Below are 14,589 nucleotides of genomic sequence, written 5' to 3' on the forward strand. Positions count from 1 at the left end.
AATTTTTCCTTTTCCCGCCCTTCGATGAGTTTTTTCAATCGAAGTCAGCTGGCTGTGCCCGCGTTTATGAGCTACCATTTTCGCAAATGAACATTAATGTTCGAATTCCAATATTAAAAAAGATCGCGAGGCCAGCCGATGACCCCTTCTACCTTGCCTGCTCCACCCCTTGCCGAAGTCTATGATGTTGCCGTGATTGGCGGCGGGATCAATGGTGTAGGCATCGCGGCAGACGCAGCCGGTCGCGGCCTGTCGGTATTCCTTTGCGAAAAGGATGACTTGGCCAGCCACACCTCGTCTGCCAGCAGCAAGCTGATCCATGGCGGCCTGCGCTATCTTGAACATTACGAATTCCGCCTGGTGCGCGAAGCCCTGGCCGAACGCGAAGTGCTGCTGGCCAAGGCCCCGCACATCGTCAAGCAGATGCGTTTTGTGTTGCCCCATCGCCCGCACCTGCGCCCGGCCTGGATGATCCGTGCCGGCCTGTTCCTGTACGATCACCTCGGCAAGCGCGAGAAACTTGCAGGCTCCAAAAGCCTGAAGTTCGGCGCCGACAGCCCGCTGAAAAGCGAAATCACCAAGGGCTTCGAATACTCCGATTGCTGGGTCGACGACGCGCGCCTGGTTGTACTCAACGCCATGGCCGCCCGGGAAAAGGGTGCACATATCCACACCCAGACCCGTTGCGTCAGCGCCCGTCGCAGCAAGGGCCTGTGGCACCTGCACCTGGAGCGCGCCGATGGCAGCCTGCTGTCGATCCGCGCCAAGGCTCTGGTGAACGCGGCCGGCCCATGGGTCGCCAAGTTCATCAAGGATGACCTCAAGCTCGATTCGCCGTATGGCATCCGCCTGATCCAGGGCAGCCACCTGATCGTGCCGAAACTGTACGAAGGCGCCCATGCGCACATCCTGCAGAACGAGGATGGGCGTATCGTCTTCACCATTCCGTACCTCAATCACCTGACCATCATCGGCACCACCGACCGTGAGTACACCGGCGACCCCGCGAAAGTGGCGATCACCGAAGGTGAAACGGACTACATGCTCAAGGTGGTCAACGCCCACTTCAAGCAGCAGTTGAGCCGCGACGATATCGTGCACACCTATTCCGGCGTGCGCCCGCTGTGCAACGACGAGTCGGATAACCCGTCGGCCATTACCCGCGACTACACCCTGGCACTGTCCGGCAGCGGCGAAGAAGCGCCGATCCTGTCGGTGTTCGGTGGCAAGCTGACCACTTACCGCAAGCTGGCCGAGTCGGCCCTGGCGCAACTGGCCCCCTACTTCCCGCATATCAAGCCGAGCTGGACCGCCAAGGCCAGCCTGCCCGGCGGTGAAGACATGAGCACGCCAGAAGCCCTGGCCACCGACATTCGCAGCAAGTTCGAGTGGATCCCCAGCGAGATCGCCCGCCGCTGGTCGACCACCTATGGCAGCCGCACCTGGCGCCTGCTCGAAGGCGTGCAATCGCTGGCCGACCTGGGCGAGCACCTGGGTGGCGGCCTGTACACCCGGGAAGTCGACTACCTGTGCGCCGAGGAATGGGCGACCCAGGCCTACGACATCCTGTGGCGGCGCACCAAACTCGGGCTGTTCACCACCCCCGAGGAGCAGGAGAACCTGCAGCTTTACTTGGTCAAGGTCGAACAGAACCGCAGCAAGATCGAAGCAGCCTGATGCATCCAGCCCCTGCGCCGAAAGGCCCAGGGGCTTTTTTATGGACGTCTTGATGTGAAATGCGATCAATGTGGGAGCTGGCTGGCCTGCAACAACGGGCGGTGATCGCCGGCAGCCAATGCCTACAGATTCGGTTTTCCGAACGTGGTAACGCCACCTATTCGGTTTGCCGGATTTAAACACCGGATAAACCTCGTCATATAAAGTTAATCGCCATATAAATCATACAGTTAGACTTTTAATCAGAGTCTGGCACGACTCATGCTCTACACTTGGTACGTGTTTGTCTGAGATGCTTCAGGAGCCGTCACAGGCATTCGCTGTATCGAAAGAGCCGTCCAGGCTTCATAAAAAAAACAAATGTCGAGGAAGTATTGATGCGTATCGTTCCCCATATTTTGGGCGCAGCTATCGCTGCTGCTCTGATTAGCACTCCAGTCTTCGCCGCCGAACTGACCGGCACGCTGAAGAAAATCAAAGAGTCGGGCACCATCACCCTGGGCCACCGCGACGCCTCCATTCCGTTTTCCTACATTGCGGATGGTTCGGGCAAACCAGTGGGCTACTCCCACGACATTCAACTGGCCATCGTCAAAGCTGTCGAGAAAGACCTCGGCATGAAGGAAGGCGAGCTGAAGGTCAAATACAACCTGGTCACTTCGCAAACCCGTATCCCGCTGGTGCAGAACGGCACCGTGGACGTTGAGTGTGGTTCCACTACCAACAACGTTGAGCGTCAGCAGCAAGTCGACTTCTCCGTCGGCATCTTCGAAATCGGTACCCGTCTGCTGTCCAAAAAGGACTCGACCTACAAGGATTTCGCTGACCTCAAGGGCAAGAACGTCGTGACCACCGCCGGCACCACGTCCGAGCGCATCCTCAAGTCCATGAACGCTGACAAGCAGATGGGCATGAACGTCATCTCCGCCAAAGACCACGGTGAGTCCTTCCAGATGCTGGAAAGCGGCCGCGCCGTTGCCTTCATGATGGACGATGCGCTGCTGGCCGGTGAAATGGCCAAGGCCAAGAAGCCTACCGACTGGGCCGTGACCGGCACGCCGCAATCCTTCGAAATCTATGGCTGCATGGTTCGCAAAGGCGATGCACCGTTCAAGAAGGCTGTGGATGACGCTATCGTCGCCACCTACAAGTCTGGCGAAATCAACAACATCTACACCAAGTGGTTCAGCTCGCCGATCCCACCAAAAGGCCTGAACCTGATGTTCCCGATGAGCGACGAACTCAAGGCCCTGATCGCCAATCCGACCGACAAAGCAGCCGACGACAAAACGGCTGAAAAAAAGTCCTGATTCCGAACTAACCTTATCTCCTGAGGGAGCCAACCCTCCCTCAGGCGTCTGTTACTACCTGCTGGCATTATTTGGAACACTCGACCTGGCGGTTTCCGAGCCGATCGCGTGTGCCTGACGTTCACCGTCAGGCGGGAATGGATCTTCCCCAAGCGGGTGCTTGTACATCGATTGATTTCGGGGGAGACCCTAATGAATTACAACTGGGACTGGGGCGTATTCTTCAAGTCCACCGGCGTGGGCAGCGAGACCTATCTCGACTGGTTCATCTCCGGTTTGGGCTGGACCATCGCCATCGCCATCGTGGCGTGGATCGTCGCCTTGCTGCTGGGCTCGATACTGGGTGTGATGCGCACGATGCCTAACCGCCTCGTAGCCGGCATCGCCACCTGCTATGTGGAACTGTTTCGTAACGTGCCACTGCTGGTACAGCTGTTCATCTGGTACTTCCTGGTGCCCGACCTGCTGCCGCAAAACCTGCAGGACTGGTACAAACAAGACTTAAACCCAACCACCTCGGCCTACCTGAGCGTTGTCGTGTGCCTGGGCCTGTTCACCGCCGCCCGCGTATGTGAACAAGTGCGTACCGGTATCCAGGCGCTGCCCCGTGGCCAGGAAGCCGCCGCGCGCGCCATGGGCTTCAGCCTGTCGCAGATCTACTGGAACGTGCTGCTGCCCCAGGCCTACCGGATCATCATTCCGCCGCTTACCTCGGAATTCCTCAACGTGTTCAAGAACTCCTCCGTGGCGTCCTTGATCGGCCTGATGGAACTGCTGGCGCAAACCAAGCAGACCGCCGAGTTCTCGGCCAACCTGTTTGAAGCCTTCACCCTGGCCACGCTGATCTACTTCACCCTGAACATGAGCCTGATGCTGCTGATGCGCCTGGTCGAGAAGAAAGTCGCTGTGCCCGGCCTGATTTCCGTGGGGGGCAAATAATGGAATTTGATTTCAGCGGCATTATCCCGGCCATGCCTGGCCTGTGGAACGGCATGGTCATGACCTTGAAGCTGATGGTCATGGGCGTGGTCGGCGGTATCGTTCTCGGTACTATCCTGGCCTTGATGCGCCTGTCCTCCAGCAAACTGCTGTCCAGCCTGGCCGGCGCCTATGTGAACTACTTCCGCTCGATCCCGCTGCTGTTGGTGATCACCTGGTTCTACCTGGCGGTGCCGTTCGTGTTGCGCTGGATCACCGGCGAAGACACGCCAATCGGTGCGTTCACCTCCTGCGTCGTGGCCTTCATGATGTTCGAGGCGGCGTACTTCTGCGAAATCGTGCGGGCCGGCGTGCAGTCGATCCCCAAGGGCCAGATGGCTGCGGCACAAGCGATGGGCATGACCTACGGCCAGACCATGCGCCTGATCATCCTGCCCCAGGCGTTCCGCAAGATGACCCCGCTGCTGTTGCAGCAGAGCATCATCCTGTTCCAGGACACCTCGCTGGTCTACACCGTGGGCCTGGTGGATTTCCTCAACTCCGCCCGTTCCAACGGCGACATTATCGGCCGCTCCAATGAGTTCCTGATCTTTGCCGGTGTCGTCTACTTCATCATCAGCTTTGCCGCCTCGCTGCTGGTCAAGCGTCTGCAAAAAAGGTTTGCCGTATGATCTCTATCAAGAACATCAACAAGTGGTATGGCGACTTCCAGGTGCTGACCGATTGCAGCACCGAGGTCAAAAAAGGCGAAGTGATCGTGGTGTGCGGGCCCTCCGGCTCGGGCAAATCCACCCTGATCAAGTGCGTCAACGCCCTGGAACCGTTCCAGAAAGGTGACGTTGTGGTCGATGGCACCTCGATTGCCGACCCGAAGACCAACCTGCCGAAACTGCGCTCGCGCGTAGGCATGGTGTTCCAGCACTTCGAACTGTTCCCGCACATGACCATCACCGAAAACCTGACGGTTGCGCAGATCAAGGTGTTGGGCCGCAGCAAGGCAGAAGCCGAGAAGAAAGGCCTGCAATTGCTGGAGCGTGTAGGTCTGTCGGCACATAAGGACAAGCACCCGGGCCAACTGTCCGGCGGCCAGCAGCAGCGCGTGGCGATTGCCCGTGCTCTGGCAATGGACCCGATCGTCATGCTGTTCGACGAACCGACCTCGGCCCTGGACCCGGAGATGGTCAACGAAGTACTGGACGTGATGGTGCAACTGGCCCAGGAAGGCATGACCATGATGTGCGTGACCCACGAAATGGGCTTCGCCCGCAAAGTGGCCGACCGCGTGATCTTCATGGATGCCGGCAAGATCATCGAAGACTGCCCTAAAGAAGAGTTCTTCGGCGATATCAGCGCCCGTTCCGAACGTGCGCAGCACTTCCTCGAGAAAATCCTGCAGCACTAAGCACAACACAGCGTCCACTGTAGAAACCGGGCCCTGTGGGAGCGGGCTTGCCCGCGATTGCGGCATATCAGTCAACCTCTGTGGCTGACCTACCGTCATCGCGGGCAAGCCCGCCCCCCACACCGGTCCAGGCAAGCGCTGGTTGACCCAAGGCATCTGTGATGAAATGCGACCCCACCCTCTATCGCGCCGCACCGCCATCCCTTGCCGTGAAGCCTCGTCTGATTCGCCAGCTGTTCCTGCCGCCCCTGATCATCCTGTTGATGATCGGCCTGGGTTTTATCGGCTTCTGGACCAGCGAGCATTACGGCATCCGGACCCTGGGCGAGAACGGCGAGCGCCAGCTGGAGCTGCATGCGCGCACGGTCGAGAGTGAGATCAGCAAGTACACCTACCTGCCCAGCCTGCTGGAGCTGGAATCCAGCGTCTCCAAACTGCTGGCCGACCCGAACCCGGAACACCGGCAAAGGGTCAACGAATACCTCGAAGGCCTGAACCGGCGCAGCCGCAGTCGGGCGATTTATGTGATGGACACCACCGGCCGCGTGATGGCCACCAGTAACTGGCGCGATGTCGACAGCTACCTCGGTGAAGACCTGTCGTTCCGCGCCTATTTCCAGAATGCCGTACGTGGCCAGCCCGGCCGTTTCTATGGCATCGGCAGCACCAATGGCGAGCCTGGCTACTACCTGGCCCATGGCCTGGAAGAACACGGCAAGATCATTGGTGTCGCAGTGGTCAAGGTGCGCCTCGAAGCGCTGGAAGAACGCTGGCAGCGCGCGCGTCTGGAAGCCTTTGTCAGCGACGAGAACGGCATCATCATCCTCTCCAGCGACCCGGCACGCCGGCTCAAGGCGGTGCGCCCGCTGAGCGACGATACCAAGGAGCGCCTGGCCCGCAGCCTGCAATATTACTGGGCGACCCTCAACGAACTGCAACCCCTGGCCCGCGAACAGCTCGACACTGGCACCGAAAAGCTGACCTTCCCGGCCAACAGTGAAGTGGTGGCCGACGACCGGGAAGTCACCTACCTGGCCCAGACCCGGCCCCTGAACGACACACCGTGGAATTTCACCCTGCTCACCCCGCTCAACGACCTGCGCCAGGCCGCGATCAACCAGGGCATCCTCGTTGCGGTGGCCTTTGCCCTGGTGGCGTTCCTGCTGATTGCCTGGAATGAGCGGCGCAAGGTAATCGCCACACGCCTGGCCGCCCGCGAGGCCCTGCAGGAAGCCAACAACCAGCTGGAGCGGCGGATTGCCGAGCGCACCACCGACCTGCGCGCCAGCAACGAACGGCTCAAGGCGCAGATCCGCGAGCGGCGCCAGGCCGAAGAAACCCTGCGCCGGGCCCAGGACGAATTGGTCCAGGCCGGCAAATTAGCGGCCATCGGCCAGATGTCCACCAGCATCGCCCATGAACTGAACCAGCCGCTGGCGGCCCTGCGCACCTTGTCCGGCAATACCGTGCGCTTCCTCGAGCGCGGCGCCCTGGATACTGCCAGCACCAACCTCAAGACCATCAATGAACTGATCGACCGCATGGGACGCATCACCGCCAGCCTGCGCTCGTTTGCCCGGCGGGGCGACGACCAGGGCGAAGCCAGTCTGGGCAAGGCCGTGGATGCGGCGTTCCAGGTCCTGGGCAGCCGCCTCGACAGCCTGCCGCTGACCGTACACCGTCAGTTCAGCCAGGCCATGTTGCAGATCGACCAGACGCGCCTGGAGCAAATCCTGGTCAACCTGATCGGCAATGCCCTGGACGCGATGCACGCCCAACCCGCCCCGCAGCTGTGGCTGGAAAGTGACATCAGCGAAGGCAAATACCGCCTGCGGGTGCGGGACAACGGGCATGGCATCGACCCTGAGACCCGCAAGCATTTGTTCGAACCCTTTTTCACCACCAAACCCGGCGAGCAAGGCTTGGGCCTGGGCCTGACCCTGTCGGCCAGCCTTGCCGCAGCCACCGGCGGCAACCTGGCCGTCGAGCATCCGGCCGCTGGTGGTACAGCCTTTGTCCTGAGCCTGCCCCTGGCAGGCCATCAACCCGGCGAGTCGATATGAACAGCCAACCCAACACCGAGCTGACCGTGCTGATTGTCGAAGACGATCCCCATGTGTTGCTCGGCTGCCAGCAAGCCCTGGCCCTGGAAGATATTCCCAGCGTCGGCGTGGCCAGTGCTGAAGAGGCACTCAAGCGCGTCGGCGAGAACTTTGCCGGCATTGTGATCAGTGACATCCGCCTGCCCGGCATTGACGGCCTGGAACTGTTGACCCGCCTCAAGGCCCTGGATAAAAGCCTGCCGGTGGTGCTGATCACCGGCCACGGCGATATTTCCATGGCCGTGGGCGCGATGCGCAACGGTGCCTATGACTTCATGGAGAAACCCTTTTCTCCGGAGCGCCTGGTGGACGTGGTGCGCCGCGCCCTCGAACAGCGTGGCCTGGCCCGGGAAGTCTGGGCGCTGCGCCGGCAACTGGCCGAACGTGACTCCCTGGAAGGCCGGATCATCGGGCGCTCGCCGGCGATGCAGAACCTGCGCGAGTTGATCGCCAACGTCGCCGACACCTCGGCCAACGTGCTGATCGAAGGCGAGACTGGCACCGGCAAAGAGTTGGTCGCCCGCTGTCTGCACGACTTTAGCCGCCGCCACGCCCACCAGTTCGTCGCCCTGAACTGCGGCGGCCTGCCGGAAAACCTGTTTGAGAGCGAGATTTTCGGTCACGAAGCCAACGCCTTCACCGGTGCGGGCAAACGGCGGATCGGCAAGATCGAGCATGCCCACGAAGGCACGCTGTTCCTCGACGAAGTGGAAAGCATGCCGATGAACCTGCAGATCAAACTGCTGCGGGTCTTGCAAGAGCGCACCCTGGAACGCCTGGGTTCGAACCAGAGCGTGGCGGTGGATTGCCGGGTGATTGCCGCGACCAAGTCCGACCTCGACGACTTGAGCCGCGCCAACCAGTTCCGCAGCGACTTGTATTACCGCCTGAACGTGGTGACCCTGGAACTGCCGCCGCTGCGCGAGCGCCGCGAAGATATCCTGCAGTTGTTCGAACACTTTCTACAGCAATCATCCCTGCGCTTCGACCGCATCGCCCCGGAGCTGGACAACCAGACCCTGTCCAGCCTGATGAGCCATGACTGGCCCGGCAACGTACGTGAACTGCGCAACGTCGCCGAACGTTTTGCCCTGGGCCTGCCCGCCTTCAAGAAAAGCGGCGCCAGCCCCGACAACCATGGCCTGGCCTTTACCGAAGCGGTGGAAGCCTTTGAACGCAACCTGCTCAGCGACGCCCTGCAACGCAGCGGCGGCAACCTGACCCAGGCCAGCCAGGAACTGGGAATGGCCAAGACCACCCTGTTCGACAAGGTCAAGAAATACGGCCTGAGCCATTAAGGAGTCATGCGTGGATTTAGTCTTCAAGGCCGCCCTCGGAGCGGCGGTGGTGTTGCTCCTGGCGGTGCTGGCCAAAACCAAGAACTATTACATCGCCGGCCTGGTGCCGCTGTTTCCGACTTTTGCACTGATCGCCCACTACATCGTCGGCAAGGGCCGCTCGGTGGACGACCTGAAGACCACCATTGTGTTCGGCATGTGGTCGATCATTCCGTACTTTGTGTACCTGGCGACGCTGTATGTGATGGTCGACCGCATGCGCCTGGAGGCCTCCCTGGCGGTGGCCGCGGTGGCGTGGCTGATGGCGGCGACGGTGCTGGTGAGTGTGTGGATTCGAATTCACGCCTGACACTCCACGGCTCCACTGTGGGAACTGGACCCACTCGGTACCCCCATAAAACCGAGTTGCCCGCATCGCAGCCTCGCTAAAGCTCGACAGCTCCCACCTTTGCTCAGTGTGCATCCCCAATCCCCTGTGGGAGCTGTCGAGCCCCGGCGAGGCTGCGATGGGATCGACTCGGTACACCCATAAAACCCAGCTGCCTGCATCACAGCCTCGCTAAAGCTCGAGAACTCCCACATTTGCTCAGTGTGCATCCCCAATCCCCTGTGGGAGCTGTCGAGCCCCGGCGAGGCTGCGATGGGATCGACTCGGTACACCTGCAAAACCGAGTTGCCTGCATCGCAGCCTCGCTAAAGCTCGACAGCTCCCACATTTGATCCCTGTGATTCCCCAATCCCCTGTGGGAGCTGTCGAGCCCCGGCGAGGCTGCGATGGGATCGACTTGGTACACCTGCAAAACCCAGCTGCCCGCATCGCAGCCTCGCTAAAGCTCGACAGCTCCCACATTTGATCCCTGTGATTCCCCAATCCCCTGTGGGAGCTGTCGAGCCCCGGCGAGGCTGCGATGGGATCGACTCGGTACACCTGAAAAACCCAGCTGCCTGCATCGCAGCCTCGCTAAAGCTCGACAGCTCCCACATTTGATCCCTGTGATTCCCCAATCCCTTGTGGGAGCTGTCGAGCCCCGGCGAGGCTGCGATGGGATCGACTTGGCACACCTGCAAAACCCAGTTGCCTGCATCGCAGCCTCGCTAAAGCTCGACAGCTCCCACCTTTGCTCAGTGTGCCTCCCCAATCCCCTGTGGGAGCTGTCGAGCCCCGGCGAGGCTGCGATGGGATCGACTCGGTACACCTGCAAAACCCAGCTGCCTGCATCGCAGCCTCGCTAAAGCTCGACAGCTCCCACATTTGATCCTTGTGATTCCCCAATCCCCTGTGGGAGCTGTCGAGCCCCGGCGAGGCTGCGATGGGATCGACTTGGCACACCTGCAAAACCCAGCTGCCTGCATCGCAGCCTCGCTAAAGCTCGACAGCTCCCACCTTTGCTCAGTGTGCCTCCCCAATCCCCTGTGGGAGCTGTCGAGCCCCGGCGAGGCTGCGATGGGGTCGACTCGGTACACCTGTAAAACCCAGTTGCCTGCATCGCAGCCTCGCTAAAGCTCGACAGCTCCCACATTTGCTTATGTGTGGCTCCCAGGGCTCAGCGTACGATTTTGTCGATCTGGATCCCCAGCTTTTTCAAGCGGTACCAAAAGCTGCGTTCGGAGATGCCAATCCGCGACGCCGCAGCCGCCTGTACGCCATTGCTCTCCTGCAAGGCCGCAAGGATGTAGGCTTTTTCCACCTCGGCCAGCGCCGCGTCCAGGTCCTGGGGCACGCCTGGGCCTTCGCTGAGGATTGTCGTCACATCCCGCTCGGTCGGCTGGGACGCGAACAGGTAGGCCGGCAGGTCGATATCTTCAATCACCGGGCTGGAGGCGACGATGGTCGCGCGCTCCACGCAGTTTTGCAGCTCGCGGATGTTCCCCGGCCAGTTGTAGGCGGCCATGGCCTGCAAGGCGTCGGGGCTGAAGCCGGTGATGCGTTTACCGGCGTTGGCACTCAGGCTGCGGGCAAAGTGGCGGGCCAGCGGGGCGATGTCTTCGACGCGCTCGCGCAATGCTGGCAGTGGGATCGGGAACACATTCAGGCGGTAGTAGAGGTCTTCGCGAAACTCCTTGTTCGCCACCGCTTCCAGCAGGTTCTTGTTGGTGGCGGCGATCACCCGCACGTCCACCTTGCGCTCACGCGGGTCGCCGACCGGCTCGATCACCCGTTCCTGCAAGGCGCGCAGGATCTTGGCCTGCAACGCCAGGGGCATATCCCCCACTTCGTCGAGAAACAGCGTGCCCTTGTCGGCCTGCATAAAGCGCCCTACCCGGTCGGCCACGGCGCCGGTAAACGCGCCCTTGCGATGGCCGAACATTTCGCTTTCCAGCAAGCCTTCGGGGATCGCGGCGCAGTTGACCGCCACAAAAGGCTTGTCTGCACGGTTGCCATGCTTGTGAATGGCGCGGGCGACCATTTCTTTGCCGGTGCCGCTTTCGCCAGTCAACAGGATGGTGGCGTTGCTTTCACGCACCGAATCCACCGCCTGCAACACTCGGCGAAACGCCGGGCTTTCCCCGACCAGGCTATCGAACTGGGCATGTTCATCGAGTTCGGCACGCAGCCGTGCGTTGTCGCGCATGATGTCGCGAAACTGCAAGGCCTTGGCCACGGTGATGTCCAGCTCGTCGATATCGAAGGGCTTGGCAATGTAGTCGTAGGCACCGTTACGCATGGACTGCACGGCATTTTTCACGGTGCTGTAGGCCGTCATCACGATCACCGGCAATTGCGGGTAGCGCACCTTGATCTCGGCCAGCAGTTGCGGGCCGTCCATGCCGGGCATGCGCCAGTCGCTGATCACCAGGTCGATGTCCTCCTGCTCCAGCACCTTGAGCGCATGCAGGCCATTGCCCGCGATAAACACCTGGATATGGTTCTGGCTCAGGGCCGACGACAGCAAATCGCAGAGCTTGGGCTCGTCGTCGACCACCAATATGTTATGTGTCATGACTGTCCTCGTCGTCGCCGTCATCTTCACCGTTGGCCGGAATGTACAGGCTGAAGGTGGCGCCGGCATCTTTCTCGCTGGTGCATTCGATGCTGGCGTCGTGACTCTCCATGATTGAATAGACTTTCGCCAGGCCCAGGCCGGTGCCCGAGGCCTTGGTGGTAACAAAGGGGGTAAAGATCCGCTCGATCATTTCAGGGGGGATGCCCTGGCCGCTATCGCTGATGCTGATCACCGTGTAGTGATCGACACGGCTGATGCTCAAGGTCAGGCGCCCGCCCTGGGGCATGGCGTCGATGGCGTTGAGGATCAGGTTCAGGCACGCCTGCTTGAATTGCTTGGCGTCCACATACAGGGTCGCACCCGGCGCCTGGTCGTCGAGATGGGCGTCGATGGCGTGGCTGGCCAGCTCCGGCGCGCAGAAACCGAGGATTTCTTCCACCAGCGGCCGCGCCGGTTGCTGGCTGCGCAGCGGTTCGCTGGGCTTGGCGAAGTCGAGGAAATCGGTGATCAGGTCATTGATCCGGCTGACTTCGCTGATCACGTATTCCAGGTGGCGCTTGTCGGTCTCCGGCAGGTCCGTGCGACGGTGCAGCAGTTGGGTCGCGGTCTTGATGATGCCCAGCGGGTTGCGGATTTCATGGGCCAGGCCCATCGCCACTTCGCCCAGGGCATGCAGGCGGTCGCGGCGGCGCAGTTGGGCTTCGAGGTGATGCAACTCGCCCAGGCGCTCGGTCATATGGTTGAAGGTGCTGCTCAATTGCGCCAGTTCGTCACCGCCGGTGACGGCCACGCGGTGCTGGTAGTTGCCGCTGATCACCGCGCTCACCCCCTGGGACAACTCGCGCAGTGGCCGGGTCAGGTGCCGGGAGACCAGCACACCGGCCCCCAGGGACAAAGCGGAACTGAGCAGGAAGATCAGCACAAACAGATTGCTCTGGTTCACCAGCCCCACCAGGCTGGTGTGGCGCAGCAGGCCGCTGAAGATCACGCCCTGTAACTCGCCGGTGTCATTGAAGATCGGCCAGTACAGGCCACTGTAGTTGCTGGTGAACTGTTCACTGGGCTGCTTGGTGCTGCGCAGGAGGGTTTCCACGGATTTCGGCACGCGGGTCGGGTGGTCTTCAAAACGCTGAGTAGAGAAGATCTCCGAGAAGCCTTCGGTATTGGCCAGGTACAGACGCAAGTCCAGGGAGTGCACCTCGGCGACGCTGGTCAGGAAGCTGCTGTCCAGGTAGGTACCGACCAACAGTTCGTAGTCGACGCCATCCTGGCTGGTCTCGAACGAGGAAATCACGGCCCCGGTGGCCACGCCGCCGACCTGCACGGTTTGCAACACGGCATTGGGAGCGAGGCTGATTTGTTTCACCACATCATCGCCCACGGTGCTGAACATCACCTTGCTGTCACTGCTGCGAATCAGCGTGACCACGTCAATATCAGTGGCGCGGGCAATGTCCGCGATCAAACGGTCATGACGCATCGCTTCATGGCTGGAAGGCGGACGCACATACCGCAGGAAGATCTGCGCCACACGGGCGTTGTCGTGCAGGATGTCGCTGACTTCATCCTTGACGATGCGGGTCGACTCTTGCAGCCAGATGCGCACGTTGCTGTCGAAAATCTGCGACAGGGTGGTGGCCGCCAGCTCGGCGGCGATCATGGTCGGGATCACCGTCACCAGCCAGAACGCCAACACCAGCTTGCGCTGCAGGCTCCAGCGGGAAATGGCAAATGGGCGGGCTTTCTGGCGGGTTTTGGCGATCATCGGGTTTCGCTTATTGCAGCAGCCATGGCAGGGTCGGATCGGTCCGGGCGAATAAACACTTTTACCAGCTTGAGCAGGGTATCGAGCAGCCGGTTGCGGTGCTGGAAGAACAGCGTATTGCCGGCGAACTCACAGCCCAGGCGTAGCTTACTGGCATACCCGGCCTGCCCGCACTCGTACAACGCAATATTGTGCTCGATGCAGTAGTCGACGTTGGTCAGCCAACTGCGAAAGTACAGGTTATGTTCGCGGCTGTGGGCCAGGTCGTGGGCAAAGAACTTGTCGATCAGCCGGTGCTGGTCCAGCAGCACCAGGTTGAACGCCACCAGTTGCCCATCCACCCAGTAAAGTACACAGCGCGCCCGTTGTTCAAGCTGGGCGAGCACCTGGCTGAAATAACCGGCAGGCAGGCGCTCGAATTGCAGGTCGGCGCGAGCCAGCGTGGCTTCGTAGAGGCGCATGATATCCGGCAACACATCATCGACATTGTCCCGCCACTCCACCTGTGGCCCCGGCGCACGCAGCTTGCGCCGCAAATCCTTGCGCGTGGATTTGCCCAGGGAGCCCAGATAGGCATCCACCGAGCCGTAGGGCAGCGGCAGCAGCCCGGTAGGCAGGCTCGGCATGCTGTGCAGGCCGACGGTCTTGCAGCTGTCGGCCCAGTCCTGATCCAGGCTTGGCGCGTCCTTGACCGCCAGCAGGCCGATGCCGAATGCATCGGCATCCCGACGCGCGGCGACCAGTAATTGCTCCAACAGCGCACTGCGGCGCGCAGCGGGCACATGGCTGGCGACACCGGCATGGCATTGCTCGGCCACCGGCGAGCCGATGGCATACAAGCCCAGGCGCAACGCTCCCGGCCACCAGCGTTCCAGGCGCTGGGTAAAGCGTTTGGCGATGCCCGACACGGTGGTATCGAGGCGGTAATGGGTGATGAACGCCGGGGCGACGGCCAGCAGTTGCCCGTCCTCATAGAGGGCCAGGTAGCGCCACTGGAAGTCGTCGATGGCAGCGTTTTCTACGGCGACGTAGTAATCCCAATCCTCCAACGCCAGGGGAAAACAGTCATTCCAGGCACTGCGTTCGATGGCGTGGATGCTCGGGAAGGTGTGTGCGGTGATCACATCGGAATATCCCTGTAAGTGCTCCTG

At 61.1% G+C, this 14,589-nt stretch carries 11 protein-coding genes; 8 read left to right on the top strand and 3 right to left on the bottom strand.

All coding sequences use genetic code 11. The features are described from left to right. The first annotated feature begins 138 nt into the window (after positions 1-138). The 8 genes from glpD to K1X80_RS22965 all read left to right on the top strand — a co-directional run bounded on the left by glpD (position 139) and on the right by K1X80_RS22965 (position 9,077). Positions 139-1,677 carry a glycerol-3-phosphate dehydrogenase gene (gene glpD / locus K1X80_RS22930; protein WP_057958601.1) on the top strand — a complete coding sequence of 513 codons (1,539 nt, stop codon included), beginning with the start codon at positions 139-141 and terminating at the stop codon, positions 1,675-1,677. 377 nt (positions 1,678-2,054) lie between these two features. Then, positions 2,055-2,987, top strand: a complete 933-nt coding sequence (locus K1X80_RS22935; RefSeq protein ID WP_029295166.1) for a glutamate/aspartate ABC transporter substrate-binding protein — start codon at positions 2,055-2,057, stop codon at positions 2,985-2,987. Between the two features lie 192 nt (positions 2,988-3,179). Next, on the top strand, positions 3,180-3,926 hold the full coding sequence (locus K1X80_RS22940) for an amino acid ABC transporter permease (protein WP_057958600.1): 747 nt from the start codon (positions 3,180-3,182) through the stop codon (positions 3,924-3,926). Next, entirely contained in the window at positions 3,926-4,597 is a 672-nt protein-coding gene (locus K1X80_RS22945; protein ID WP_057958599.1) for an ABC transporter permease subunit, read from the top strand. Before K1X80_RS22940 ends, K1X80_RS22945 begins: the two co-directional genes overlap by 1 nt. Then, positions 4,594-5,328, top strand: a complete 735-nt coding sequence (locus K1X80_RS22950; RefSeq protein WP_057438360.1) for an amino acid ABC transporter ATP-binding protein — start codon at positions 4,594-4,596, stop codon at positions 5,326-5,328. The genes K1X80_RS22945 and K1X80_RS22950 overlap by 4 nt, the downstream gene beginning before the upstream one ends. A 161-nt stretch (positions 5,329-5,489) precedes the next feature. Then, the gene (locus K1X80_RS22955; protein ID WP_057958598.1) at positions 5,490-7,391 is read left to right on the top strand and encodes a sensor histidine kinase; all 1,902 of its coding nucleotides are present in this window, start codon (positions 5,490-5,492) and stop codon (positions 7,389-7,391) included. Then, positions 7,388-8,728, top strand: a complete 1,341-nt coding sequence (locus K1X80_RS22960) for a sigma-54 dependent transcriptional regulator (RefSeq protein WP_057958597.1) — start codon at positions 7,388-7,390, stop codon at positions 8,726-8,728. Before K1X80_RS22955 ends, K1X80_RS22960 begins: the two co-directional genes overlap by 4 nt. Before the next feature lie 10 nt (positions 8,729-8,738). Further along, positions 8,739-9,077 carry a GlpM family protein gene (locus K1X80_RS22965; protein ID WP_057438356.1) on the top strand — a complete coding sequence of 113 codons (339 nt, stop codon included), beginning with the start codon at positions 8,739-8,741 and terminating at the stop codon, positions 9,075-9,077. Between the two features lie 1,195 nt (positions 9,078-10,272). Here K1X80_RS22965 and K1X80_RS22970 read toward each other — a convergent pair. The 3 genes from K1X80_RS22970 to K1X80_RS22980 are packed head-to-tail and all read right to left on the bottom strand — an operon-like array spanning position 10,273 to position 14,562. Beyond that, positions 10,273-11,670: a sigma-54 dependent transcriptional regulator gene (locus K1X80_RS22970; protein ID WP_057958591.1), complete on the bottom strand. Its 1,398-nt coding sequence runs from the start codon at positions 11,668-11,670 to the stop codon at positions 10,273-10,275. Further along, positions 11,660-13,438 carry a HAMP domain-containing sensor histidine kinase gene (locus K1X80_RS22975; protein ID WP_057438354.1) on the bottom strand — a complete coding sequence of 593 codons (1,779 nt, stop codon included), beginning with the start codon at positions 13,436-13,438 and terminating at the stop codon, positions 11,660-11,662. Before K1X80_RS22975 ends, K1X80_RS22970 begins: the two co-directional genes overlap by 11 nt. Then, on the bottom strand, positions 13,435-14,562 hold the full coding sequence (locus K1X80_RS22980) for a GNAT family N-acetyltransferase (RefSeq protein ID WP_186625557.1): 1,128 nt from the start codon (positions 14,560-14,562) through the stop codon (positions 13,435-13,437). The genes K1X80_RS22975 and K1X80_RS22980 overlap by 4 nt, the downstream gene beginning before the upstream one ends. Positions 14,563-14,589 lie beyond the last annotated feature (27 nt).

This window comes from Pseudomonas sp. So3.2b (assembly GCF_019464415.1).
Classification (GTDB): Bacteria; Pseudomonadota; Gammaproteobacteria; order Pseudomonadales; family Pseudomonadaceae; genus Aquipseudomonas; species Aquipseudomonas shahriarae.

What these genes read in the sequence shown, in the direction of transcription:
- K1X80_RS22975 (WP_057438354.1), bottom strand. Translation starts at nt 13,438, where the DNA reads ATGATCGCCAAAACCCGCCAGAAAGCCCGCCCATTTGCCATTTCCCGC.
- K1X80_RS22945 (WP_057958599.1), top strand. Translation starts at nt 3,926, where the DNA reads ATGGAATTTGATTTCAGCGGCATTATCCCGGCCATGCCTGGCCTGTGG.
- K1X80_RS22955 (WP_057958598.1), top strand. Translation starts at nt 5,490, where the DNA reads ATGAAATGCGACCCCACCCTCTATCGCGCCGCACCGCCATCCCTTGCC.
- K1X80_RS22960 (WP_057958597.1), top strand. Translation starts at nt 7,388, where the DNA reads ATGAACAGCCAACCCAACACCGAGCTGACCGTGCTGATTGTCGAAGAC.
- K1X80_RS22970 (WP_057958591.1), bottom strand. Translation starts at nt 11,670, where the DNA reads ATGACACATAACATATTGGTGGTCGACGACGAGCCCAAGCTCTGCGAT.
- K1X80_RS22940 (WP_057958600.1), top strand. Translation starts at nt 3,180, where the DNA reads ATGAATTACAACTGGGACTGGGGCGTATTCTTCAAGTCCACCGGCGTG.
- K1X80_RS22950 (WP_057438360.1), top strand. Translation starts at nt 4,594, where the DNA reads ATGATCTCTATCAAGAACATCAACAAGTGGTATGGCGACTTCCAGGTG.
- glpD (WP_057958601.1), top strand. Translation starts at nt 139, where the DNA reads ATGACCCCTTCTACCTTGCCTGCTCCACCCCTTGCCGAAGTCTATGAT.
- K1X80_RS22935 (WP_029295166.1), top strand. Translation starts at nt 2,055, where the DNA reads ATGCGTATCGTTCCCCATATTTTGGGCGCAGCTATCGCTGCTGCTCTG.